The organism is Lysinibacillus sp. fkY74-1, assembly GCF_053165895.1.
The window spans coordinates 1,018,640-1,042,336 of record NZ_CP170173.1 but is presented as its reverse complement, the minus strand read 5'-3'; the positions used below and the strand labels follow the sequence as shown (position 1 = coordinate 1,042,336).

Genomic DNA, 23,697 nt, shown 5'->3' with positions numbered 1-23,697 from the left:
TATAAATAAGGAAAAAGATGTAGCCACTATGTGCTACATCTTCCATTTTAATGGGTTTTACACTTTTCGTATAGCCCTTTTTCTTTAATTACTTTAATAAGTGTTTCACCAATAACAGATGGTGTTTCTGCTACCTCAATGCCTGCCGCATTCATAGCTTTAATTTTCTCTGCAGCTGTTCCTTTACCGCCAGAAATGATAGCACCTGCGTGCCCCATACGTTTACCTGGAGGTGCAGTTTGTCCACCAATAAAGCCAACGACAGGTTTCGTCATATTGGCTTGAATCCATGCAGCCGCTTCTTCCTCAGCTGTACCACCGATTTCACCAATCATAACTACTGCATATGTTTCTGGGTCATTATTAAACGCATCAAGTACATCGATGAAGTTTGTACCATTTACAGGGTCTCCACCAATCCCAACAGCTGTTGTTTGACCAATACCAGCTTGTGTTAATTGATGTACTGCTTCATACGTTAATGTACCAGAACGAGATACAACTCCTACATGACCTTTTGTATGGATATAGCCAGGCATGATACCGATTTTACATTCATCAGCTGTAATAACACCCGGACAGTTCGGACCTACTAGGCGAGTCTTTTTACCTTCCATGTAACGTTTAACTTTCACCATATCAAGAACCGGAATATGTTCTGTAATACAGATTGTTAATTCTAATTCAGCATCAACAGCTTCTAAGATTGCATCTGCTGCAAACGGAGCAGGAACGTAGATAACTGAAGTTGTCGCGCCTGTTGCAGCTACAGCTTCTGCCACTGTATTGAAAACAGGAACTCCTTCGATTTCAAGTCCACCTTTACCTGGTGTTACACCTGCTACGATCTTAGTACCATACTCAAGCATTTGCTTCGTATGGAAAAGAGCTGTTTCGCCCGTAATCCCTTGTACAATTACCTTCGTATCTTTGTTAATAAATACAGCCATTGTTCTCCCTGCCTTCCTTAGCCTACTAGTCCCACAATTTTTTGTGCACCGTCAGCCATTGAATCCGCTGCAACGATGTTTAAACCAGATGCATTTAAAATTTCTTTTCCAAGTTCTACATTCGTACCTTCTAAACGTACAACTAGTGGCACAGCTAAACCGATTTCTTTAGCAGCTGTCACAACACCCTCAGCGATAATGTTACATTTCATAATTCCGCCAAAAATGTTTACAAAAATGCCTTTTACGTGTGGATCAGAAAGGATAATTTTGAAAGCTTCAGTTACTTTTTCAGCTGTTGCACCGCCCCCTACATCAAGGAAGTTGGCCGGGCTACCGCCGTAGTAGCTAATTGTGTCCATAGTCGCCATAGCAAGACCAGCACCATTAACCATACAGCCAATGTTACCATCTAATGAAATATAGCTTAAATCATATTTTGATGCTTCGATTTCTTTTGGATCTTCTTCATCGAAATCGCGTAATTCGACAATATCTTTATGTCGGTATAATGCATTGGCATCAAAATTGAACTTAGCATCTAGTGCTACTACCTCGCCTTGTCCAGTTACAACAAGTGGATTAATTTCAACAATTGATGCATCTTTGTCGATAAATGCTTGATATAAACCTAACATTAATTTAACAGCTTTCCCTACAAGGTTTGCTGGAATATTCATATTAAACGCCATACGACGTGCTTGGAAACTTGTTAATCCAACCACTGGATCAACTACTTCTTTGAAGATTTTTTCCGGATTTGTTTCCGCTACTTCTTCAATATCCATACCGCCTTCTTCGGATCCCATCATTGTAACGCGGGAAGTTGCACGGTCTAAAACTAAACTTAAATAGTATTCTTTTTGGATATCAGAACCTTCTTCAATATATAAGCGTTTTACTTCTTTTCCCTCAGGACCTGTTTGATGAGTCACTAAAATTTTCCCTAATAATTCTTTTGCGTACGTACGTACCTCATCAAGGTTTTTAGCGATTTTTACACCACCTGCTTTACCGCGTCCACCTGCATGAATTTGCGCCTTGACTACAGTTACATTAGAGCCAAGTTCCTTCGCTACTTTCACTGCTTCATCAGGGGAAAAAGCAACTTTTCCGTTTGGTACAGCTACACCATATTTTCTCAGAATCTCTTTCCCTTGATATTCATGGATATTCATAATACATCCTCCCATCAAACATTTGCATAGAATTGTTTTACTAACATAGTCTATTCTAACGAAACATTCTGATAAAGTCTACACTTTGTCTTTTGTTCGAATTTTCTCTATTATTATGACGCATTCTTCTATTTTGTGTACTAAAACAGCTTGCAAAAATAATCAGAATACTTCATTTTTTCTATATTTTCGCGCATGTTCTTGATCCAAACGATAAATAAAAGCAAAAACCTCTGCCACAGCCTGATATAATTCCTCAGGAATGGACTCGTTTAAATCTAATTGGCCAAGCAGTTGAACTAGGTTAGGATCCTCATAAATCGGCACATTATGCTCATTAGCCCTTGCCAAAATGTTCTCGGCAATTTTCCCTTTTCCCTTTGCTACAACAGTTGGACTATCGAATTGACCAAGTTTATACGTTAACGCAATTGCCTCTTTACGGGTGAATTTTTCTTCGCTCATACGCGGATATCCACCCCACTCTGTTCCTCTTGCTGTTCTATTACAGGACTACTTTTGACCACTTGCCCCTTGTCAAATTGCTTCATAAAAACGCCTGATAATTGATAATTTTTCTCTGCCAGCCCATTTTTTAATGCTACCTTTAGTGGTTCTGCAAGAGATTGAATCTCCAAATATTCATTAAAGACCGTTACTGTAACCACTCGATTTTGAACCTGCATATCAATGACCGTTTCTTGCATGGAGGCCATTTGTAAATAAAATAATACCCTTGCATAGTTGGCATCAATCTTACCATCATCCTTCATGCGACCATTCCATTGCAATGTTGCATCCATTCTCTTACCGAAAAACTCAAGCGGTACTTGCATAATTAATTGATGTTGGTGTCCATTTTCTCCTGAAGATAGTTGCATCCCATTCATTCGTGTCATTAGCATTTCTGCCGCTTCCTTCAATTGCGGTGTCATATTAGTTTCCTGCAATAATGTATGAAGCTGTGGTTTTAATTGATGTGCAATCATTTGTAAATCCGCTGATTTATTTCCGAGTGTCGCCTCATAGCTTACCCCTAAATTTTTCAATACCGTTTTCATAGCATGCTCCATTGCCTTACTATCCATCGAATTTTGAACAAGAGCGTCTGCTTGTGTCACTATTTGTTGAACAAAGGGCTGTGAAGAAGCGATGCTATTTTTTACGAGATTACGCATCAGGGCTTCATTTTGTAATGGAGAAGCTACCTCTTGCTTTACTAAAGACAGTAGATGATCTTTTACTGACAGTCCTTTTATGTCCTGTGTAAATAAATGATTAGACATATTTTGCGAAAAGGCTTTTAATAATTGATCTTGCATTTGCTTAGCAAAAATATCTAATGTTTGCTTGGTAACAGGCAATTGATTAAAACGATCAATTAGTTGATTAATCTGTTGCTTTTGATCATTTGTTAAAAAGTGCTGATTGGTTGTCCATGATTTAAGCTGTTCAATCAGCTGAGCAGCATTTTCAGGCTTCGTTGTTAGGATAGCTTGAACGACTTGACCCGCTTGCTGCATTTGCTGAGAAGCTTTTGCATCATTCATACTTGACCAATTTTGCAATGTAGCCTGATTCGGTATTATCCCAGACTCCTTTAAGATCGACAGAGCTTGCATTTTTTCACTGGTTGTAGCGGTATTATTTGTTAAATTTTCGAGAACTTTCGCAAGAACCACGCTACCCGTTTCTACTTCAAATGGCTTTGCAATAGCTTGTACTTGTTGCATTAAATTTTGCTTAAGCTGTTCAGGTAAGGCTGTATCTCTTGCTAGAAGCTGTGCAAAGTTTTCCATAGTAGCCGCCATGCCAGAAGTCTTCTGTCCACTAATTAGCGCTTGAAAGACCTCATTAGTCATGGGCATTTTAAGCTCTATCATTTTTTGAATCGTTTGCAAAGCATCCATTTTAGATATACCTTCTGGTAATGCCTTTAACCACATTTCAGCTTGTAATAGCTGATCTTTTGAAATAGGTAGCTCCGCCTTCATAAAATGTCCTAATAATTGCTGCATCTCTGCTGTCTTAGGTAAATTCATGGATTCTAATAGCTGATTAATTTGCTGGCTTGGTGAAGTGGTGGGCGTCATCGGTCCTGACACCACTTTTAATTCTGCTTGTGGGTCTGTTCCTGTTACCTGGAAAAAATGGGCATCCCCGGCTTTTAATGGAACTTCAAGTTTAGCTATAAATTTTTGATTTCCTACTTGTATCTCTGCCATTTGATCAGGGTATAATTTCTTAACCGTTCCATGAAATACTTGCCCTTGTTTTAAGGCAAGTGGTTGATTACTTGCAGTTATTTGATTTTGTTGCATCTGGATTGGATTAAATGATGTGGCTGTCATATAAGATACTCCTTTCATCAATTACTCCTTCGGTAATTGGTACTAACGTATTATTCAAACATGGATTTGATCGGCTCGAACGATTTACGATGGTGTATCGTTGGTCCGTATTCTTCTAGTGCCTTTAAATGCTGCTTTGTACCATAGCCTGCATGTTGTGCAAAACCATACATAGGAAAATCTTTATCTAATTGTTCCATGTAATCATCTCGGGCTGTTTTAGCTAGAATGGAGGCTGCTGCTATTGCTAAGCTTTTGGCATCTCCTTTAATGATGGAATCCTGAGGGATAGCCATAGGTAATGTCATGGCATCTACTAAAACGTAATCAGGTTTTCTCGATAACGATTCCACACTTGCCTTCATAGATTGTTTGGTCGCCTCATAAATATTAAGCTCGTCTATTTGTTGAGCCGATTGGAAGTGAATAAAATAACTAATAGCATGTTTTTTAATTAAAGCGGCAAAGGCATTTCGTTTATCCTTCGATAATTGCTTAGAATCATTCAAACCAATTAGAGCCTCACTATTTGTTGGCAAAATTACAGCTGCTGTAACGACGGGCCCCGCTAGAGGACCACGCCCCGCCTCATCTACACCTGCAATTAATGCATCTATTCCCCCATAGCTTAAATCGAATGCCACTTTTTCTTGATGTTCCTGAATCAATTGCCGCTTTTTGTCTTGCTTCTTCTGCCAAGTAAGCCAAGCCTTTTGGACACCTACTCGTTCATCTTCCGCAATACCCGACATCCACTCTTGCCATTCTTCCGCATCTTTTAGTGCAACTGTAATTTCTTTAATACTTTTCACTTTCTTACTCCTTCTTGCCTCTACGCATTAAACCTAAATCCATTTCAGTCATTATGTAGCTCAGATTTTTCCTCTATATAATTATTATCGGTAGAAAAATTCATTCCTAAAAGAAAAACTGCCACAAAGAGGGTGTGACAGTTTCCAAAACTTTTTATTGTTCCGATTCTTTTTCTAGTTGTTCATTAACAAAATCAAATGTTAATTTGCCTAATTGCAAGCCACGAATATCTCGCACGATTAGTTGAGCTACTTGATCATAATCAATTTCTCCACCTGCACCAAACACACGTCGAAGTTTCCCAATATGGTCAAAAGTTTCAACCAAGTCTTCATGGATGAACCCAAAGCCGTAACGCTCCTCCATACGCTTTGGATAATGAACGGATAAGAAGCGTAAGCCATATACTGCTAAGTCTTCCATGTTTGTTATGGTGTCTTTAATAGCACCCGTTAAAGCTAATTTAAAGCCTACTTCTTGATCTTCGAATTTTGGCCATAAAATCCCTGGCGTATCTAATAGCTCAAGTTCTTTCCCAACCTTAATCCATTGCTGCGCCTTTGTTACACCTGGGGTATTCCCCGTTTTAGCAATATTTTTTTTCGCCAAGCGATTAATCAATGTGGACTTCCCAACATTCGGTATTCCAACAATCATTGCACGAATAGCTCTAGGCTTCATCCCTTTTGCTTTCATGCGATCAAACTTTTCTTTTAATATTTCCTGTGCTGCTTTCGTTACTTGTTGTAAGCCTTTACCCTCAAGCGAGTTAATAGCGACTGCTTTATGACCACGCTGTGCAAAATATTCTACCCATTTACGTGTTTCTTGCTCGTCTGCCATATCTGCCTTATTCAAAACTAATAAACGAGGTTTTTGATTGATGACTTCGTCAATCATTGGATTACGAGACGATAAAGGTAAACGTGCGTCTATTAACTCAAATATAATATCAACAAGCTTTAATTTTTCCGTTACTTCACGTCGGGCCTTTGCCATATGCCCTGGAAACCATTGAATTGTCACTGCTGTGCCTCCTAAACTAAAAGAAAAAGGGAGTTCCTAAACGCTCCCTTTCTTGCATTACTTTACAATTTTTATGTCATTAAACGGCCAGAAAATCAAACTTGTGTTGCCGATGATTTCCTTTTGATCTACTAGACCAATATGTCGACTGTCTTTACTATTTCGACGATTATCCCCCATGACAAAAACATACCCTTTTGGAATCTCATCTAATGAAACATCGATGTCTTTTAAGGTAAAGTCTTCTGTTAATGTTCCCCCTGTAATTTGAGCTTTATAAGCATCTAAATAGGGCTCATCAATTGGCTCACCGTTGATATATAATTGATCATCTTTATATTCCAGTGAATCTCCTGGCAATCCAATTACACGTTTAATGTAATTTTTTTGTTCAGGTGCATGAAACACAACAATATCAAAGCGTTTCGGTTCACCAATTTTATAACCAATTTTATTCACAATCATGCGGTCGCCATCTTCAAGGGTTGGCATCATGGACTCACCATCAACTGCAATTGGTGTAAATAAAAAATACCGTATAATTGCAGCAATCGCAAATGCAATTAATAGCGCTTTTGTCCATTCCCATAATTCATTCTTTTCTTTCACCTGTTTTTCCATTGAGAAATGCCCCCTTGTCTAACACTATTTTAGTTGATAGGGAATTAAGATGACAAGCAAAAAGAAAAGGAGCTTGCGTACAAGCCCCTCACTTTTAAGTCATAATTATCGAATTTCTTTAATACGAGCAGCTTTACCACGTAGGTTACGTAGGTAGTAAAGTTTAGCACGACGTACTTTACCACGACGTACAACTTCTAAGTTAGCGATTTTTGGTGTGTGTACAGGGAATGTACGCTCAACACCTACACCGTAAGAAATTTTACGAACTGTGAAAGTTTCGCTAATACCGCCACCACGACGTTTAATTACTACACCTTCGAAAAGCTGGATACGTTCACGAGTACCCTCTACTACTTTCACGTGTACCTTAACAGTATCACCAGGACGGAAAGCAGGTAGATCCGTGCGAAGTTGAGATTTTGTAATTTCTGTAATAATGTTTGACATTGTTTTCTCTCCTTAGACAGATGCTCTTGCACGCAATCTATGCCACAGCGGAACACCGTAATTCAGTACTTCACATAGAAGTACAGATTAAATGTTATCATAAATATACTGAGCAATCAAGCATCTTGTTGATTGTTTTTAAGTTTTTCTAAATACAATTTTTGCTTGTCAGTTAAAGAATATAGATCAAGTAAATCAGGACGACGTTCAAAGGTTCTTTTCAACGATTGCTCCTCACGCCATTGCTCAATTTTTGCGTGATTGCCCGATAATAAAACATCTGGCACCTTCATTCCTCGAAATTCTGCTGGTCGAGTATAATGAGGATGCTCTAAGAGACCAGTTGAAAAGGAATCTTGTATATGTGAATCTTCTTGGCCTAATACACCTGGTAATAGGCGTACAACACTATCGATAACCGTCATGGCTCCTAGTTCTCCACCTGTTAAAACGAAATCCCCAATAGAAATTTCATCTGTTACAAGGTGCTGGCGTATACGTTCATCATAGCCTTCATAGTGACCACATAAAAAGACTAATTCCTTCTCTTGTGACAATTCTTCTGCTTTTTTTTGGGTGAATCGTTCTCCCTGAGGGCACATTAAAATGATGCGTGGTTGTTTTCCTGCACAAATTGCTTCTACAGCGCTAAACATCGGCTCAGGCTTTAAAACCATGCCTGCTCCGCCACCATATGGATAGTCGTCAACTTGATTGTGCTTATTCCCCGAAAATGTACGGATGTCGGTTACCTCTAGCTTGACCGCATTTTTTTCTTGAGCTTTCTTTAAAATAGAAGCCCCGAAAACACCTGAGAACATATCGGGAAAAAGGCTCAGCACATGAATATTCATCATAATAAACCTTCCATTACGTGAATGACAATTTTCTTCTCATCCACATCAATATCTTTCACGATATCTTCTATATAAGGGATATAATGCTCCTTCTTTGAGCCTTTAACCACCCATACATCATTAGCACCTGTTTGTAGAATATCGTTCACAACACCAATTGTTTCGCCTTCTTCAGAAACAACTGTACAACCTATAATCTCATGGAAAAAGAATTCATTTTCTTCCAGGAGATCATCAGTCATTTGATCTTTTGTCACTTTTAACAAACCTTCTTTAAACGGCTCGACCAAATTGATGTTATTCATGCCTTCGAATGTTAATAAAATAAAGTTTTTATGACGACGCACAGATTGAATCGTTACCCAAGTTGGCTTTTTATCGTCCTTTTTAAAGGCAGCAAGCTTATTCCCTACCGCAAAACGCTCTTTTTCAAAGTCTGTTGTCGATAATATACGCACCTCTCCTCGAATACCGTGTGTATTGACAATTCGACCTACATTAAACCATTCCATTCAACTATCACCTCATTAAAACGTACTACTCTCTCCAATTGCATTCGCTTTCTACCTTTTCCCGTAGTTAGCAAATTTACTTCGGAAAAATGTAGGTTCAGCTAAGACAATCAATTGTCTCGTCCATATTAATATAATCAATTGCCTCTAGCTGTAATCTTAGTTAAAACTTTATGCCCTGTTTTTCCTAAATAAAAAGAACAATTCTAGGCGAAATAAAGAAAAAAGGAAGGAACCTACAAGCTCCCTCCTTCTTAGTCCAGATATTACGCTTCATGCTAAAGGCCACTTCGAACTCCTAAGCGACATGTAAACACACCTATCAGGACTCAATTGTACTCGTTGCAAGAGCGCGAAAATCTTTTCTATTAATCCAATATATCGACGTAGGTCTTCTTGTGATGGTGACTACCTGCCGCTGAATAAACAATTGTACGAATTGCTTTCGCTACTCGCCCTTGCTTGCCTATGACTTTCCCTCGATCCTCTGGATGAACAAAAAGTTTATAAACAATTCGATTTGCATTTTCATCCGTCTCAATACGAACTTCTTCTGGATAATCGACTAACGGTAAAACGATTGCTTCAATCAGCTGCTTCAAAGACGTCGCCCCCGATTATTTACTGAATTTTTGGTTATGGAATTTCTCCATGATACCTTGTTCTGAGAACAGGTTACGTACTGTATCTGATGGTTTTGCACCGTCAGCTAACCATTTAAGAGCTTTCTCTTCATCAATGTTTACAGTAGCTGGTTGAGTTAGTGGGTTGTAAGTACCAACTGTTTCGATTTGACGGCCGTCACGTGGTGAACGAGCGTCTGCAACTACGATACGATAGAAAGGAGATTTTTTAGCTCCCATACGTTTTAAGCGAATTTTAACTGCCATTTTAATAGCACCTCCGAATAAGTTTCACACAAGATAGTATATTATCAATGTTTAGGTTGTTTGTAAAGTGTTTTTTCTTAACACCTAAAAATTATTATTTAAACAATGAATCAAAGCCTGGTAATTTCATTTTTTTCTTGCCCTTACCACTTGCCATTCCAGTCATTTGCTTCATCATTTTTTTCATTTCATCAAATTGCTTAATCAGACGATTCACCTCTTGAATAGAGGTCCCTGAACCTTTAGCAATGCGCTTTTTACGGCTGCCATTAATCAATTCAGGATTCGTCTTTTCAGCAGGCGTCATGGAGTAAATAATCGCCTCTACACGCCCCATTTGCTTATCATCAACTTTGACATTATCTAAGCCTTTAATTTTGTTTGCACCAGGGAGCATCTTTAAAATTTCATCTAGAGGTCCCATTTTTTTAACTTGCTGTAGTTGCTCCACGAAATCATCAAATGTAAAGGATTGAGTCTTGAATTTTTCTTCTAACTCTTTGGCTTTTGCCTCATCTACATTTGCTTGGGCCTTTTCGATCAGCGATAGAACATCTCCCATACCTAAAATACGAGACGCCATACGTTCAGGATGGAAAGGTTCTAGCGCATCCATTTTTTCGCCCATACCGACAAACTTAATCGGTTTCTGCGTTACAGAACGTATAGATAATGCCGCACCACCACGAGTATCACCATCAAGTTTCGTTAACACAACTCCTGTAATACCAATAGCCTCGTTAAAGCTTTCTGCTACGTTCACGGCATCTTGACCTGTCATTGCATCAACAACAAGAAAGACCTCATCTGGCTCTTTTAATGCGCGTATATCTTTTAATTCTTGCATCAAATCCTCATCGATGTGCAAACGGCCGGCCGTATCGATAATTACGACATCGTGATGGTCTTCTTTCGCCTTTTCAATTGCCTGACGCGCAATCTCTACAGGAGAAATATCAGTGCCTAACGAAAAAACTGGTAATGAAAGCTGTTTACCTAATGTTTCTAATTGTTGAACAGCTGCTGGACGATAAACGTCGGCTGCTACTAACAATGGTTTACGATTATATTTTTTTCGTAGAACATTAGCCAATTTACCTGTAGTTGTCGTTTTCCCTGCTCCTTGGAGACCGACCATCATAATAACAGTTGGAGGCTTCGTATTAAATTTAATTGGGCTTTGCTCGCCACCCATTAATTCGGTTAATTCATCTTGTACAATTTTAATGACTTGTTGACCTGGTGTTAAGCTTTGCATAACATCTACACCAACAGCACGTTCACTAACCTTTTTTACAAATTCCTTGACTACTTTTAAGTTAACATCCGCCTCAATTAAAGCAAATCGGACTTCACGCATCATTTCTTTGACGTCTTGCTCTGATACTTTCCCTTTGCCCTTAATTTTTTGGATCGTTCCTTGGAGTCGTTCCGCTAATCCTTCAAAAGCCATCGCTTTCGCCTCCTAATCCCATTCTTTCAGCTGTTCAATAAGCGCTAACTGCTCTTCAGCTGTCATACTTTGTTCTGTTATCCCCATTGTTAGCTGTGAAAGCATTTGGGTACGTTGTTGAAATTTTTCAAGTAAACATAATTTTTCTTCATATTCCTCAAGCATTGCTTCTGTTCGACGAATATTATCGTAGACAGCTTGGCGTGAAACCCCATACGATTCAGCGATTTCACCTAGTGAGTGATCATCCAAATAGTATAGTTCCATATAACTTCTTTGCTTATCTGTTAATAATGCTTGATAAAAGTCGAAGAGAAAGTTCATGCGTGTTGTTTTTTCAAGTAGCATCGAATATTTCTCCTCCTGCTATTTAGTCATTTGTATCATATCGAAAAGCGCCCGTCTGTGTCAAGGTAATCTCCTTGTCTAAAAGCCTCATTTACTTACTTTTGGGCATTTCTTGCCTTGAGCTAGTATTACTTTCCAACATGTCAATTCAATTTTTCATAGGCGACCGTTTCTACACGATTACACCCCAGTGAATGAATGTCACATTTCTTATGGAGAGGTTAATCTAACATTAATGACCTATAAAAAAACAAACATTCATCCCCTCCGATACATGAAGGAGATGAATGCTAAATCAAGATAAAATGGCAAAGCCAATTTATCTGTTATTCTTCATTGTTTTGTAATTCTTTATCTAAACCATCAGCAAATAACCCATAGACATATCGTTCTGCATCAAATGGCTGTAAATCGTCCATTTTCTCTCCAAGACCTACAAATTTCACAGGAATGTGTAATTTATTACGGATTGCAAGCACAATACCACCCTTAGCTGTACCGTCCAGCTTTGTTAAAACGATACCTGTCACATTCGTTGCTTCTTTAAATGTTTGTGCTTGAACAAGGGCATTTTGACCAGTTGTTGCATCTAACGCTAATAATACTTCATGCGGAGCACTTGGGATTTCACGGGAAATGACACGATGTACTTTTTCAAGCTCGTTCATTAAATTCACTTTGTTTTGTAAGCGTCCAGCAGTATCACAAATTAACACATCTGCTTTTCTGTTTTTAGCAGCACGAATTGCATCATACATAACTGCTGCTGGATCAGAGCCCTCAGATTGTTTAATCACCTCACAACCTACACGATCTCCCCACACTTGTAATTGATCAATAGCACCTGCACGGAATGTATCACCTGCAGCTAAAACGACTGTTTTGCCTTGGGACTTTAGACGATGAGCAAGTTTACCAATTGTCGTTGTTTTCCCTACACCATTCACCCCAACAAATAGAATGACTGTCAGTTCACCATCAGGCTGCATATTTAATTCAATTAAATCTTCTTCACCTTGCTCATATATTTCTACAAGCTTTTCAGAAATTAAAGTTTGTATACCATTTGTATCTTTTATATTTTTACGTTGCACTTCGAAACGTAATTTATCCATAAGTTCCATGACCGTTTCAAAACCAACATCGGCCTGTAATAAAAGGTCTTCTAATTCCTCAAAGAAATCCTCATCTACTTTACGATAACGCGCAACAAGGTCGTTGACTTTCGATGTAAAGGAATTACGTGTTTTTTCAAGGCCGGCTTTAAATTTTTGCGTAATAGACCAAGCAGAAGGTTTTTTCTCCTCAGCTGGTTGTTCCTCAATAACTTGTAGTTCTAGCTGCTCTTCTTCCTCGCTTGGAGAAGGCTCTAAATCTTTTGTACCTTCGATGTCTGAAGATTGTTCGGATTCTTTTGTCTCTTCAATTTGTGAAGATTGTTCGGATTCTTTTGTCTCTTCAATTTGTGAAGATTGTTCGGATTCTTTTGTCTCTTCAATTTGTGAGGGTTGCTCGAATTGCTCAGAAGGTTCTTCAATCACAGTCATTGGTGACTCACTGTCTCCTTCTGATTCCTGTTGATGAGAATCCACATCATGTTCAAGAGCCTCTAGTTTTTCTTCCTCCGCTGGATTCCCCATCAATTTATCTTTTAAACGCTTAAAAAAGCTCATCCTTATTTGCTCCTTTGCTCCGCAAGTACGGGTTCGTCTTCTAATTTTACTGATACGAGTTTCGATACACCTGACTCCTGCATAGTTATACCATACAGGACATCCGCTCCCTCCATCGTTCCTTTACGATGGGTAATGACAATGAATTGTGTTTCACCACTAAACTTTTTCAAATATTGGCTGTATCTCACAACATTTGCTTCATCTAAAGCAGCCTCGACTTCATCGAGAATACAAAATGGGACTGGTCTTATGTTTAAGATGGAGAATAATAAAGCGATCGCCGTTAGCGCACGTTCACCACCAGAAAGTAAACTTAAATTTTGTAATTTTTTCCCTGGAGGTTGAGCAACGATTTCAATGCCTGTTTCTAGTAAATTTTGCGGGTCAATAAGCACTAAATCGGCTTGCCCCCCACCAAACAATTCACGGAACACAAGTCTAAATTGTTCTCGAATTGCAAAGAACGTTTCGCTAAAGCGCATTGTCATTTCTTCATCCATTTCTTTAATGGCTTCATGCAATGTTTCTTGCGCCGCAAGCAAATCCTCTCGCTGTTCAGTTAAGAACGTATGTCGTTCGAGTACTCTTTCATATTCTTCAATCGCACCTAAATTAACAGGTCCAAGCTCTTCAATTGATTTTTTAAGCAATTTAACACGTCGGCGTATAAATTCCTCATCTTCTATAGCCCGTGCTTCTTCTTGTGCTTCTTCGAAGGTTAGCTGATAGTTTTCCTCAAGCTGTTCTGTGAAATTGTCCATCTCAAATTCAACACGGTTTCGTTTCAACTCATTTCCACGTATCGCTTCAAGATATCCTTTATGGATTCGTTGTAATTCCTTCAGCTGCGCCTCTAGCGTTGAAAGTTCATTCTGTTGCCCTACTTTTTCTTCTTTTTTCTGAGAAATTGCCTGTTGTAGCTCATCTCTTCTAGCCTTCCAAGTCATCACCTGTTCATCGACCTCTTCATCACTTAAATAATTTGTCGATTCATCAGATTGAAGCCATAATATTTCCTGAGAAATATTTTCAACTTTTTGTTGAGCTTTGTTTAATTGTAGGGCTAAATCAGCTGTAGCTATTTGAACTTGTGACATTTGTTCCTGCATTACAGCTAATTGTGAGCGTTTTTCTGCCAATTGCTCTCGTAATACATCTTTTTCTGTCACACTTTGTAGTTTAACCTTACTTAATTGCTCAACCGTTTCGTTGATTTCGATTAATTCTACTGCAAGCGCGCTTAAACGTTCCTCTGCTTCTTGCTTTTGAGCCAATAATGCCTCTTCTCGTGTTTTTACATCTTGTGTTTCAGTCGAGGCAAAAGTTACTCTAGCCGACAAGCTTTTCTCCACAGCTTCTAACTCACGTAAACGACCCGCCTGCTGCATCTCATCTTTTCGTAATTGCTCCCCTTCAAGCTTCAGCAGCTCTACTTGATCACGAATTGTTGCTAGCTTTTCCTTTTCCGCTGCAACAGCCTGTTCGGCACCATAAATGGAAGCTTGTAGAGACTCTAGCTTTAGAACTAAACCATCTAATTCCGCTTTTCTTGTAAAGAGTGAAGATTGCTGTTTCAAAGCACCACCCGTTAACGAGCCCCCTGCATTAACAATATCTCCATCAAGCGTAACAACTCGATAACGGAACCCACATAATCTAGCAATTTGACTTGCCCCTTCAAGATTTGCTGCAACGATGACATTCCCTAGAAGGTTTTCAACAATCGTTCGATTATCTTCATTGAAAGTCACTAACGCATCCGCCATTCGAACAAATGCTGGGTGCTCAGTGGCCAATTGGATAGTCGCTAGATTAATTTTGCGTGATTTCATTACTGTTTTCGGTAAGAAGGTCGCACGTCCAGCTCGCTTTTGTTTTAGCCAATGAATAGCCTGTTGGGCATGGCGTTCATTAGTTGTGACAATGTGCTGAGAGGCAGCTCCTAAAGCGGTTTCTATTGCTTGTGAATATTTCCCCTCAACTTGAATTAACTCAGCTACGGCACCCTCAATACCTTGTAATTCCCCTTTATCTCGTGCCAGTAGTACTTCTTTAACACCTTGGAAAAACCCTGAAAAGTCAGCTTCAAGCTCCGCTAACGTGTCTTTTCTAGCTTTAAGTTGCTGCTGATGCTGATAAGCTTTATACAGCATATCTTGCTTCTCAGTAAAGGTTGAATTAACATTTTTCAACTGTATTTGCAAAGCATCATATTGGTCTAGCTTTTCTTGCAAATCATTTGTTGTTGTAGTATGTACTGCTACTAGCTGTTCTTTTTCAGCAATAATTTGCATAAGCTCTTGCCCAATTTCATCAGTTTGGTCAGACATTCGTGTTGCCATAGCTTTTTGTTGAGCCAACTGCTGATCGATATTTTTTAACTCATTTTTGATGGTCGCTTCTTCATTCAACGAATCGATATATCGATTTTTTTGCTCCTCAATTTCTTGTTCAATTTCTGTTACCGAGCGATTTAATGATTGCTCTAACTGTTTAATGCTCTGTTTTAGCACCGACACGGCTTGTTGTTTTTCTGAGAATACAGCTTTTTTCTCTTGCTCCTGAATAAGCAATGCCTCTACTTCTGCTTTTGCTTCTTGTAATGACGTATTCAGTTGCTGTAATTGATTGGACGCATTTTGACGCTTTTCAGCCATTAGCGCCTTTCGTCCATCCCATCGTTCTACCTCCATTGTGGCATTAACTAGGTCAGCTTGTGAAACATCCAAATATTCATCAAGCTCTTTTAATAGCTTACGAATATGAATTGTCTGTTTATCGAAAGCTGCAATATCTTGAGCTTGCTTTTGCTCTATCTCAGATAGGTTTGTGTATTCTTCTTTTAGCGCACGCAAAGACTGTGCACAATTTTTAAAATCATGCACAAGAATGGCAATATCAAAATCTTTTAGCTCAGTAGACATTTGTACATAGTCTCTTGCACTAGATGCTTGCATTTCGAGAGGTCCTAGACGACTGTCTAATTCATGAAGAATATCTAATACACGATACAAATTTTCATCTGTCTCAACAAGTTTATGCTCTGCTTTTTTCTTTCTTATTTTATACTTTAGTACGCCAGCTGCCTCTTCAAAAATCGAACGACGGTCATCAGGTCGGCTATTTAAAATTTCATCGACACGACCCTGTGAAATTATAGAAAAAGCCTCTTTTCCAAGGCCTGAATCCATAAACAAGTCCGTAATATCCTTCAGGCGACACTGCTGGTTATTTAATAAATATTCACTATCACCTGAACGGTATACGCGTCTTGTTACGCTGACTTCTGTATAGGAAAAAGCAAGTTGCTCGTCGGTATTATCTAATATTAGTGTTACCTCTGCAAAGTTGAGCGGCTTCCGAGAGTCACTCCCTGCAAAAATTACATCTTCCATCTTTGATCCACGTAACGACTTTGCCGATTGCTCTCCAAGTACCCAACGTATTGCATCTGTGACATTACTTTTTCCACTGCCATTTGGTCCGACAACCGCTGTAACACCGGGTACAAAGTCAATACCAATGCGCTCCGCAAATGATTTAAAGCCAATCACTTCTAGTCGTTTTAGGAACATCTTTTAAGCCTCCTCTTTTGCAGCTTCTTCTCGCATCATACGCATAGCACATTGTGCAGCTTGCTGCTCGGCTTCTTTTTTCGATTTTCCTCGACCAATACCAAGCTCTTGTCCGTTCAGTAAGACGCTTGATACAAAGGTACGATTATGTGCAGGACCTTTTTCATCAATGATTTCATAATGAAGAAGTCCATTATTTGTTTGCTGTACCATTTCTTGCAATTGGCTTTTAAAATCCATCACATGCGAAAAAGCACCGACTTCTACTTTTGGGAACACGATACGTTCTAAAAATGACACGACCGTTTGTAAATCTTGATCTAAATATAAGGCACCTACAAATGACTCAAACACATCTGCAAGTAGTGCTGGGCGTTCCCGTCCACCTGTTAATTCTTCACCTTTTCCAAGTAAAACAAAGCGACCAAAGCCTAGTTCATTTGCAAAAATAACTAGAGATGGTTCACAAACAATGGATGCTCGTAACTTTGTTAACTCACCCTCGCTCATATTGGGGTATTTCTCAAAAAGATATTTAGAAACAGACAGTTCAAGTACTGCGTCCCCTAAAAATTCAAGACGCTCATTATCCGTAAATAGCTTACGGCGATGCTCATTCACATAAGATGAATGCGTGAATGCTTGATACAATAAATTTTTATTAATAAATGTGATATTTAATTCATGCTGTAGCAGCTCGAATTGATTGCGTACTTTTTCAGGAAGTACGCCAGATTTCTGCATAGTTCCTTTTCTTTTCATAGCCATTGAACAAATCTGCCTTCCTAATAGTTTCTACCGTTTTAGTGTACCTTTTTCAAAGCGTTTATGCAAAAGTATTTCGGCATAAACACAATATTTTGGAAAATTTTTAGCAAATTTATTTCCAAAATCAATTAAGCCTTGGCACATTTGTGTCCCAATCGATCTTCGGGATGTAAATCCACTATATAATTGAAACAAAAAGAGGACGTCTATAGATCGAAAACCGATCTATTTCGTCCCCTTTGAATACATCTTGTCTATTAGATCTGCTTCCCTGTAAAGAAAAGCAGGAAACTATTTCTCCTTTATTCAACCAATCATAAATACCATTTGTATAATTACGATAACCATTACACCAATAAGGGTGATAAATTTCTGCTAAATAAAGTACAAACGAAATTAGTTTATTTTACTTTCGATGTATGAAATTGCAGAACCTACTGTTGAGATTTTTTCAGCATCTTCATCAGAAATTTCCATATCGAATTCGTCTTCAAGCTCCATTACAAGCTCAACTACGTCTAATGAGTCAGCACCTAAATCATCACGGAAAGAAGCTTCAAGTGTTACTTCGCTTTCTTCAACACCTAAACGGTCCACGATTACTTTTGTTACGCGTTCTAATACTGTAGACAAATGATTCACCTCCCCTCAAATGATTATACAAAAAATTAGCGCTCATGCCTAATTGAAATTACATGACCATACCACCGTCTATATGAAGCGTTTGTCCAGTCATATAGTTTGCGTCATCGGATGCAAGGAAAACAACTGCCTTTGCAATATCCTCTGGTTGCCCTAGTTTTGCAAGCGGAATTTGAGTTAACATCCCTTGTTTAATATCTTCTGGTAACTGATCTGTCATTTCAGTTTCGATAAAACCAGGTGCAATAGCATTAACTAAAATATTGCGAGACGCTAATTCCTTCGCAGTTGTTTTTGTTAACCCAATAACACCCGCTTTAGCAGCTACATAGTTTGCTTGGCCCGCATTTCCAGCTACGCCAACAATCGATGAAATATTAATAATTCGACCAGCACGTTGCTTCATCATTTGACGTGTTACCGCTTTGGTACATAGGAAAACACCCTTAAGATTCGTATCTAAGACATCATCCCATTCATTTTCCTTCATGCGCATAAGTAAATTATCTCTTGTAATACCAGCATTATTCACTAAAATATCAAGGGAGCCAAATGTTTTCACAGCTGTATCCATTAATGCTGTCACTTCTTCTGTTTGAGAGACGCTAGCTTGTACAGCAATTGCCTCACCACCGCCTTCTTGAATTATAGCAACCACTTCTTCAGCTTTTGCTTGCGAGCCACTATAATTCACGACAACTTTCGCACCTTCGTCAGCAAGCTTTAATGCAATAGCACGACCTATTCCTCGTGAAGCTCCTGTTACAACAACTACTTTTCCCTCAAGTTTACGCATTGATTGACCACTCCTTTGACGCTTCTAGAACCGCTTCTAATGATGCCTCATCATAGACACAATAGGCAGCAACAGAGCGATCGATTTTTTTCAATAGACCACTTAATACTTTACCCGGGCCACATTCAATAAAGACATCCACACCTTGTGCAATCATTTCGCGCATAGATGCCTCCCATTGAACAGCACTATAAACCTGTTCAACAAGCTCTTGTTGAATAGCCGGAACATCCGTTAACTCCTTAGCCATCACGTTCCCTACAACAGGAATTTGCGGAGCCGCTAAAGTAACATCAACCAACGCAGCTTTCAGCATCTCTGACGATGGTCGCATCAGTTCAGAATGGAATGGACCACTTACAACTAATGGTATTGCACGCTTAGCCCCTGCATCTTTTGCAGCGCTTGATGCCTTCTCAACACCCTCTTTTGTTCCTGAAATAACAATTTGCCCCGGGCAATTAACATTGGCGACCTGCACAGGATGACCTGTTGCAGACACTTGCTCAGTTACTTCATTTAATGCTTCTAATTCCATGCCTAAAATCGCTGCCATAGCACCTTGTCCAGCAGGTACAGCTTCGTTCATATAGAGTCCACGTTTATGCACAATCTTCACGGCATCTTCAAAGGACATGACGCCCGCAATAACCAATGCACCATATTCTCCAAGGGAGTGACCTGCTGCATAATGCGGTTGAATTCCGGCTGCACGTAGCTTCTCTGCTACCATTACACCTGTAGTTAATAGCGCTGGCTGAGCATGATATGTTAAAGTTAATTCCTCCGCTGGACCTTCTAACATTAGCTTAGATAGCTCCAAATCGAGAGCTTGGTCTGCACGATCATAGAAGGCTTTACTTTCCGCTGCATTTTCAACAAACTCTTGCCCCATTCCCACTACTTGCGAACCTTGTCCCGGAAAAATAAATGCTATTTTCGTCATTTGAAAAATCCCCTTTGTTAATCAATTTCTATGTGGCGTACTGTTTCTGTAATTGTCGAAATAACAGTATGTTCAACCATTGTGTTTGCTTGGCGGATAGCACTAAAAATCGCTTTCGCATTAGATGATCCATGAGCCTTTATTACAGGTGCCTGTAAGCCAAACAATCCAGCACCACCGTATTCTGTATAGTCCATTTTATGTTTTAAGTCACGTAAATTATTTTTCATAAGGACCGCCGAAATCTTCGTTTTTGTTGAGGACATAAACGCCTCTTTTAACATTGAAAATAAAGCGCCCGCCGTACCTTCAATTGACTTCAACACCATATTCCCCGTAAAGCCATCCGTAACAACAACATCAGCTACTCCTTCAAGTAAATCACGTGCCTCTACATTACCAATAAAATTCAAATTCGCTTCTTTTAATAAATCAAAGGTTGCTTTCGTTAATTCATTTCCTTTTTTATCTTCAGTACCGATATTTAATAAGCCGATTCGAGGTTTTTGTAACCCGCCAACTTTCTTCGCATAAATATCGCCCATAATCGCATATTGTACTAGATGTTCTGGACGGGCATCTGCGTTAGCACCTAAATCAAGCATTAAAAAGCCCTTACCATCAAGTGTTGGTAATGTCGTCGCTAAAGCTGGTCGGGCAATTCCTTCAATACGACCTACTTTAAATAAACCACCTGCCATTAAAGCACCTGTATTTCCTGCTGAGAGACAAGCATCTGCTCTACCCTCATCCACTGCATCCATCATGCGCGCCATGGAAGAATCTTTTTTTCTACGAACAGCACGTGCTGGATCGTCGGTTCCTTCAACTACTTCCTCACAATGTACGATCGTTAATCGATCATGCTGCTTTAAAAATGGCTCAAGCTTCTCTTGCTGTCCATATAATTGAATTTCTAAATTTGGAATTTGCTCTAATGCCAAGAGTGCACCTTCAATTACTGATTTTGGTGCATTGTCTCCACCCATTCCATCTAGCGCTAATTTCATTATTACTCACCTTTACCTTTCGTACGGTACATATCAAATTCACCAACAAAAACGGTTTCGCCATTAACAGTAGATGTTACCTCAACTTTTGTCCGATGATTTTTATCATCTCGTCCGATAACAATCGCTTTTGTAATAACACGATTTCCAGCACGAACAGGTTTCACAAACGTAATAGTAGAATGTACTGTCAATGCTAGTTCATCGTTAATAACGGCAACCGCTAAAGAGTTTGCTTGTGCGAACAAATGATGTCCACGTGCGATGCCGTTGCGCTGGAAAACATGCTCTTCTTTCACATCAAAAATCGAAAGTGCTCGATTATCTAATTCAATATCAACAATTTCTCCGATGACCTCATCAATCGGTAGAGATTTCACTTCATTTTCATAGTTTTTTGAAGCGACATCTTTAATACGCTCTCGTAATTCTGGTATGGATAATTCCATACGGTCTAAGCGAATTGTTTGAACACTTACCTGAAACTGTGTTGCTAGCTGTTCATCTGTGACGAATGGATTTTCAGCTATCGTTTCAGTTAGTAGTCGCTGTCGTTCTTTTTTTGTTCGTCTCAACATCATTCGCCACCTTTTGAGTTGTTATTAGCACTTGGTACTAATATCAGTATATAGAGGTTAAAAAAAGAATGCAAGACTTGTTTTAAAATCAAGTGCCTGCATTCTAGCGTGAATCATATTACTATATTAATCGAAGCGCTCCCCTTGCATAACGCCAGAATCTTCTAACATTTTGCGTAAGTACTGATAGTCGTCATCATGCCAAAAGGCATCGGTTTCCAGCATCATAGTTGCATCTTTGCGAGCGGTTTCAAGAATCCGATAATCATGGACTAAATCAGCTACTTTGAAATCTGGTAAACCACTTTGCTTGCGTCCAAAAAAATCCCCTGGCCCTCGCAACTCTAAATCTTTTTCAGCTAAGCGGAAACCATCATTTGTTTCTGTCATAGACTGCATTCGCTCTTTTCCTTCGTCAGATTTAGGATCAGCAAGTAAAATACAATAGGATTGATGCTCACCTCGTCCAACACGTCCACGTAACTGATGCAATTGCGCTAAACCAAATCGTTCAGCGTCATAGACAATCATAAATGTCGCATTCGGTACATTCACCCCTACCTCAACGACTGTCGTTGAAACTAAAACCTGTATGGAACCATCACTAAAAGCACGCATGACAGCATCCTTTTCATCTGCTGATAAACGTCCATGCATTAATCCCACTTGATAGCGGCCATTAAAATAAGTCGCTAGCTGTTCATAAATTTCAACTGCATTTTGAACATCAAGCTTATCGGATTCCTCAATGAGAGGACAAATGGCATAGGCCTGTCTTCCAGCGGCTAGCTCTCCTTCTAGTTTTGACATGACCGATCCGAATTGCTCTTTTTTCATCCAATGTGTTTCAATTTGTTTACGCCCTGCCGGCATTTCATCAATCATCGACACATCCATTTCTCCAAATGCTGTAATGGCAAGTGTTCTTGGAATAGGAGTCGCTGTCATAAAGAGCACATCTGGGTTTTCCCCTTTATCTCTCAGTATACGTCGTTGTTCAACACCAAAGCGATGTTGTTCATCGGTAATAACAAAACCTAGCTTTTTAAAAATAACATCTGGCTGGATTAAGGCATGTGTACCAATCACAATATCAAGCTCTCCATTCGCCAAATCTGCTAGTATTACACGTCGCTCCTTCATTTTGGTTGACCCAGATAACAAAGCTACACGTACGCCAAATGGTTGGAACCATTCTTGCAAGTTCTCCAAGTGTTGCTCTGCTAAAATTTCCGTTGGTGCCATTAATGCCCCTTGATAACCCGCTGATACTGCAGCATATAGACCGATAGCTGCTACCACCGTTTTCCCTGAACCTACATCACCTTGTAATAAACGATTCATTCGATGTGGTTCCTTCAAATCTTTACAAATTTCATTGACAACGCGTTTTTGAGCATTGGTCAATTCATACGGTAACGCAGCGATAAATTCACGGAGCAAATGCACATCATATTGAATCACAGTTCCTTGTTCATTTTCCTTACGTACCTTACGTAATGCTTGCATACGTAGCTGGAAATTTAATAGCTCTTCATAGGCAAAACGTCTTCTTGCTTGTTTGGCATGTTGCGCATCTTGCGGAAAATGAATCCCCTCCAAGCCTTCTTGTATAGGCAAAAGCTTATAGGAATCCTGAAAATGTTGTGGAATAGCATCAGGCAAATTAGCGCCATATTCGTCCAATACTTGTCGCATATATTTTCGAAATCTTTTTTGTTGAATTAATCCTTTCAGACTGTATACAGGTTCAAAGTCTACTTGATCCGTTTTAGGTCCAAATGAGACCGATGTGCCATTGATGACCTGTCTACCACGATCCCATTTCCCAGTCACTGTAATAATGGAACCAGGTACAAGCTTTTGCTTTAAATAGCCCTGATTGAAAAATACGACTTTCACTAAATGTCTTCCAGCTAAAACGGTTACTTGGAGTCTTGATTTATTGCGGCCTAAAAATAAAATGGTAGGTTCCCGCTCCACCTTACACTCAACTGTAACCCGTTCGTTATGTGGTGTTTGCGCTAAATCCTTTAAACGAAAATCTTCATGTCGATGTGGGAACGTCCATAATAAATCAGCTATTGTATTGATTCCTAGTGATTCAAGATGTGCTGCTGTTTCTTTCCCGACGCCTTTTAATTCATTGACGGGTCCATATAATTCAGTCATCTTATCCCACACTCCCTTCATTGCTTGTTTATGTAGTGTTATAGCCTCTCTATCTTAATGTACCATAAATTATTTCCCTAACCCT

23 protein-coding genes are annotated in these 23,697 nt (G+C 39.3%); all 23 read right to left on the bottom strand.

Features of this window, described 5'->3' with window-relative positions; all coding sequences use genetic code 11:
- Positions 1-47 precede the first annotated feature (47 nt).
- On the bottom strand, positions 48-950 hold the full coding sequence (gene sucD, locus ACE1MS_RS04810; protein ID WP_012293252.1) for a succinate--CoA ligase subunit alpha: 903 nt from the start codon (positions 948-950) through the stop codon (positions 48-50).
- 17 nt (positions 951-967) lie between these two features.
- On the bottom strand, positions 968-2,128 hold the full coding sequence (gene sucC / locus ACE1MS_RS04805) for an ADP-forming succinate--CoA ligase subunit beta (protein ID WP_025113922.1): 1,161 nt from the start codon (positions 2,126-2,128) through the stop codon (positions 968-970).
- Between the two features lie 162 nt (positions 2,129-2,290).
- Positions 2,291-2,593, bottom strand: a complete 303-nt coding sequence (locus ACE1MS_RS04800) for an EscU/YscU/HrcU family type III secretion system export apparatus switch protein (RefSeq protein ID WP_012293250.1) — start codon at positions 2,591-2,593, stop codon at positions 2,291-2,293.
- A complete protein-coding gene (locus ACE1MS_RS04795) occupies positions 2,590-4,479 on the bottom strand; it encodes a hypothetical protein (RefSeq protein ID WP_447402732.1) in 1,890 nt (629 codons plus the stop codon). Before ACE1MS_RS04795 ends, ACE1MS_RS04800 begins: the two co-directional genes overlap by 4 nt.
- 50 nt (positions 4,480-4,529) lie before the next feature.
- Positions 4,530-5,291 (bottom strand): ribonuclease HII, encoded by a 762-nt coding sequence (locus ACE1MS_RS04790; RefSeq protein WP_031418981.1) that lies wholly within the window; start codon positions 5,289-5,291, stop codon positions 4,530-4,532.
- Between the two features lie 154 nt (positions 5,292-5,445).
- Positions 5,446-6,318: a ribosome biogenesis GTPase YlqF gene (gene ylqF / locus ACE1MS_RS04785; RefSeq protein ID WP_012293247.1), complete on the bottom strand. Its 873-nt coding sequence runs from the start codon at positions 6,316-6,318 to the stop codon at positions 5,446-5,448.
- A 57-nt stretch (positions 6,319-6,375) separates the two neighbouring features.
- Positions 6,376-6,939 carry a signal peptidase I gene (lepB, locus tag ACE1MS_RS04780; protein ID WP_012293246.1) on the bottom strand — a complete coding sequence of 188 codons (564 nt, stop codon included), beginning with the start codon at positions 6,937-6,939 and terminating at the stop codon, positions 6,376-6,378.
- Between the two features lie 105 nt (positions 6,940-7,044).
- The gene (gene rplS, locus ACE1MS_RS04775) at positions 7,045-7,389 is read right to left on the bottom strand and encodes a 50S ribosomal protein L19 (protein WP_008181294.1); all 345 of its coding nucleotides are present in this window, start codon (positions 7,387-7,389) and stop codon (positions 7,045-7,047) included.
- 116 nt (positions 7,390-7,505) lie between these two features.
- Positions 7,506-8,243, bottom strand: coding sequence for a tRNA (guanosine(37)-N1)-methyltransferase TrmD (gene trmD / locus ACE1MS_RS04770; RefSeq protein WP_200991321.1), 738 nt, complete (start codon positions 8,241-8,243; stop codon positions 7,506-7,508).
- Positions 8,243-8,758 (bottom strand): ribosome maturation factor RimM, encoded by a 516-nt coding sequence (rimM, locus tag ACE1MS_RS04765; protein ID WP_031418980.1) that lies wholly within the window; start codon positions 8,756-8,758, stop codon positions 8,243-8,245. Before rimM ends, trmD begins: the two co-directional genes overlap by 1 nt.
- 368 nt (positions 8,759-9,126) lie before the next feature.
- A complete protein-coding gene (locus tag ACE1MS_RS04760) occupies positions 9,127-9,360 on the bottom strand; it encodes a KH domain-containing protein (RefSeq protein ID WP_447402731.1) in 234 nt (77 codons plus the stop codon).
- Positions 9,361-9,375: 15 nt separating this feature from the next.
- A complete protein-coding gene (rpsP, locus tag ACE1MS_RS04755; protein ID WP_004269411.1) occupies positions 9,376-9,648 on the bottom strand; it encodes a 30S ribosomal protein S16 in 273 nt (90 codons plus the stop codon).
- A 94-nt stretch (positions 9,649-9,742) separates the two neighbouring features.
- Positions 9,743-11,101 (bottom strand): signal recognition particle protein, encoded by a 1,359-nt coding sequence (gene ffh / locus ACE1MS_RS04750; protein WP_031418979.1) that lies wholly within the window; start codon positions 11,099-11,101, stop codon positions 9,743-9,745.
- A 12-nt stretch (positions 11,102-11,113) separates the two neighbouring features.
- On the bottom strand, positions 11,114-11,449 hold the full coding sequence (locus ACE1MS_RS04745) for a putative DNA-binding protein (RefSeq protein WP_012293242.1): 336 nt from the start codon (positions 11,447-11,449) through the stop codon (positions 11,114-11,116).
- A 326-nt stretch (positions 11,450-11,775) separates the two neighbouring features.
- Positions 11,776-13,122 (bottom strand): signal recognition particle-docking protein FtsY, encoded by a 1,347-nt coding sequence (gene ftsY / locus ACE1MS_RS04740; protein WP_447402730.1) that lies wholly within the window; start codon positions 13,120-13,122, stop codon positions 11,776-11,778.
- 2 nt (positions 13,123-13,124) lie between these two features.
- The gene (gene smc / locus ACE1MS_RS04735) at positions 13,125-16,700 is read right to left on the bottom strand and encodes a chromosome segregation protein SMC (protein ID WP_447402729.1); all 3,576 of its coding nucleotides are present in this window, start codon (positions 16,698-16,700) and stop codon (positions 13,125-13,127) included.
- 3 nt (positions 16,701-16,703) lie between these two features.
- A complete protein-coding gene (rnc, locus tag ACE1MS_RS04730; protein ID WP_012293239.1) occupies positions 16,704-17,468 on the bottom strand; it encodes a ribonuclease III in 765 nt (254 codons plus the stop codon).
- A 396-nt stretch (positions 17,469-17,864) separates the two neighbouring features.
- The gene (gene acpP / locus ACE1MS_RS04725; protein WP_008181678.1) at positions 17,865-18,101 is read right to left on the bottom strand and encodes an acyl carrier protein; all 237 of its coding nucleotides are present in this window, start codon (positions 18,099-18,101) and stop codon (positions 17,865-17,867) included.
- Between the two features lie 58 nt (positions 18,102-18,159).
- Positions 18,160-18,906 carry a 3-oxoacyl-[acyl-carrier-protein] reductase gene (gene fabG, locus ACE1MS_RS04720; protein WP_012293236.1) on the bottom strand — a complete coding sequence of 249 codons (747 nt, stop codon included), beginning with the start codon at positions 18,904-18,906 and terminating at the stop codon, positions 18,160-18,162.
- Positions 18,899-19,852, bottom strand: coding sequence for an ACP S-malonyltransferase (gene fabD, locus ACE1MS_RS04715; protein WP_036160954.1), 954 nt, complete (start codon positions 19,850-19,852; stop codon positions 18,899-18,901). The genes fabG and fabD overlap by 8 nt, the downstream gene beginning before the upstream one ends.
- 17 nt (positions 19,853-19,869) lie before the next feature.
- Positions 19,870-20,862 carry a phosphate acyltransferase PlsX gene (gene plsX, locus ACE1MS_RS04710; RefSeq protein ID WP_031418975.1) on the bottom strand — a complete coding sequence of 331 codons (993 nt, stop codon included), beginning with the start codon at positions 20,860-20,862 and terminating at the stop codon, positions 19,870-19,872.
- 2 nt (positions 20,863-20,864) lie between these two features.
- Positions 20,865-21,437: a transcription factor FapR gene (gene fapR, locus ACE1MS_RS04705; protein WP_031418974.1), complete on the bottom strand. Its 573-nt coding sequence runs from the start codon at positions 21,435-21,437 to the stop codon at positions 20,865-20,867.
- Positions 21,438-21,566: 129 nt separating this feature from the next.
- On the bottom strand, positions 21,567-23,612 hold the full coding sequence (recG, locus tag ACE1MS_RS04700) for an ATP-dependent DNA helicase RecG (RefSeq protein ID WP_031418973.1): 2,046 nt from the start codon (positions 23,610-23,612) through the stop codon (positions 21,567-21,569).
- Positions 23,613-23,697: the final 85 nt, after the last annotated feature.

Excerpts from the sequence above, each read along its gene's own strand:
- plsX (WP_031418975.1), bottom strand. The coding sequence starts at position 20,862 with ATGAAATTAGCGCTAGATGGAATGGGTGGAGACAATGCACCAAAATCA.
- trmD (WP_200991321.1), bottom strand. The coding sequence starts at position 8,243 with ATGAATATTCATGTGCTGAGCCTTTTTCCCGATATGTTCTCAGGTGTT.
- rpsP (WP_004269411.1), bottom strand. The coding sequence starts at position 9,648 with ATGGCAGTTAAAATTCGCTTAAAACGTATGGGAGCTAAAAAATCTCCT.
- smc (WP_447402729.1), bottom strand. The coding sequence starts at position 16,700 with ATGTTCCTAAAACGACTAGAAGTGATTGGCTTTAAATCATTTGCGGAG.
- sucD (WP_012293252.1), bottom strand. The coding sequence starts at position 950 with ATGGCTGTATTTATTAACAAAGATACGAAGGTAATTGTACAAGGGATT.
- rimM (WP_031418980.1), bottom strand. The coding sequence starts at position 8,758 with ATGGAATGGTTTAATGTAGGTCGAATTGTCAATACACACGGTATTCGA.
- ACE1MS_RS04795 (WP_447402732.1), bottom strand. The coding sequence starts at position 4,479 with ATGACAGCCACATCATTTAATCCAATCCAGATGCAACAAAATCAAATA.
- ACE1MS_RS04800 (WP_012293250.1), bottom strand. The coding sequence starts at position 2,593 with ATGAGCGAAGAAAAATTCACCCGTAAAGAGGCAATTGCGTTAACGTAT.
- ffh (WP_031418979.1), bottom strand. The coding sequence starts at position 11,101 with ATGGCTTTTGAAGGATTAGCGGAACGACTCCAAGGAACGATCCAAAAA.
- lepB (WP_012293246.1), bottom strand. The coding sequence starts at position 6,939 with ATGGAAAAACAGGTGAAAGAAAAGAATGAATTATGGGAATGGACAAAA.
- recG (WP_031418973.1), bottom strand. The coding sequence starts at position 23,612 with ATGACTGAATTATATGGACCCGTCAATGAATTAAAAGGCGTCGGGAAA.
- fabD (WP_036160954.1), bottom strand. The coding sequence starts at position 19,852 with ATGACGAAAATAGCATTTATTTTTCCGGGACAAGGTTCGCAAGTAGTG.
- fabG (WP_012293236.1), bottom strand. The coding sequence starts at position 18,906 with ATGCGTAAACTTGAGGGAAAAGTAGTTGTTGTAACAGGAGCTTCACGA.
- ACE1MS_RS04745 (WP_012293242.1), bottom strand. The coding sequence starts at position 11,449 with ATGCTACTTGAAAAAACAACACGCATGAACTTTCTCTTCGACTTTTAT.
- rplS (WP_008181294.1), bottom strand. The coding sequence starts at position 7,389 with ATGTCAAACATTATTACAGAAATTACAAAATCTCAACTTCGCACGGAT.
- ftsY (WP_447402730.1), bottom strand. The coding sequence starts at position 13,122 with ATGAGCTTTTTTAAGCGTTTAAAAGATAAATTGATGGGGAATCCAGCG.
- sucC (WP_025113922.1), bottom strand. The coding sequence starts at position 2,128 with ATGAATATCCATGAATATCAAGGGAAAGAGATTCTGAGAAAATATGGT.
- rnc (WP_012293239.1), bottom strand. The coding sequence starts at position 17,468 with ATGGCTATGAAAAGAAAAGGAACTATGCAGAAATCTGGCGTACTTCCT.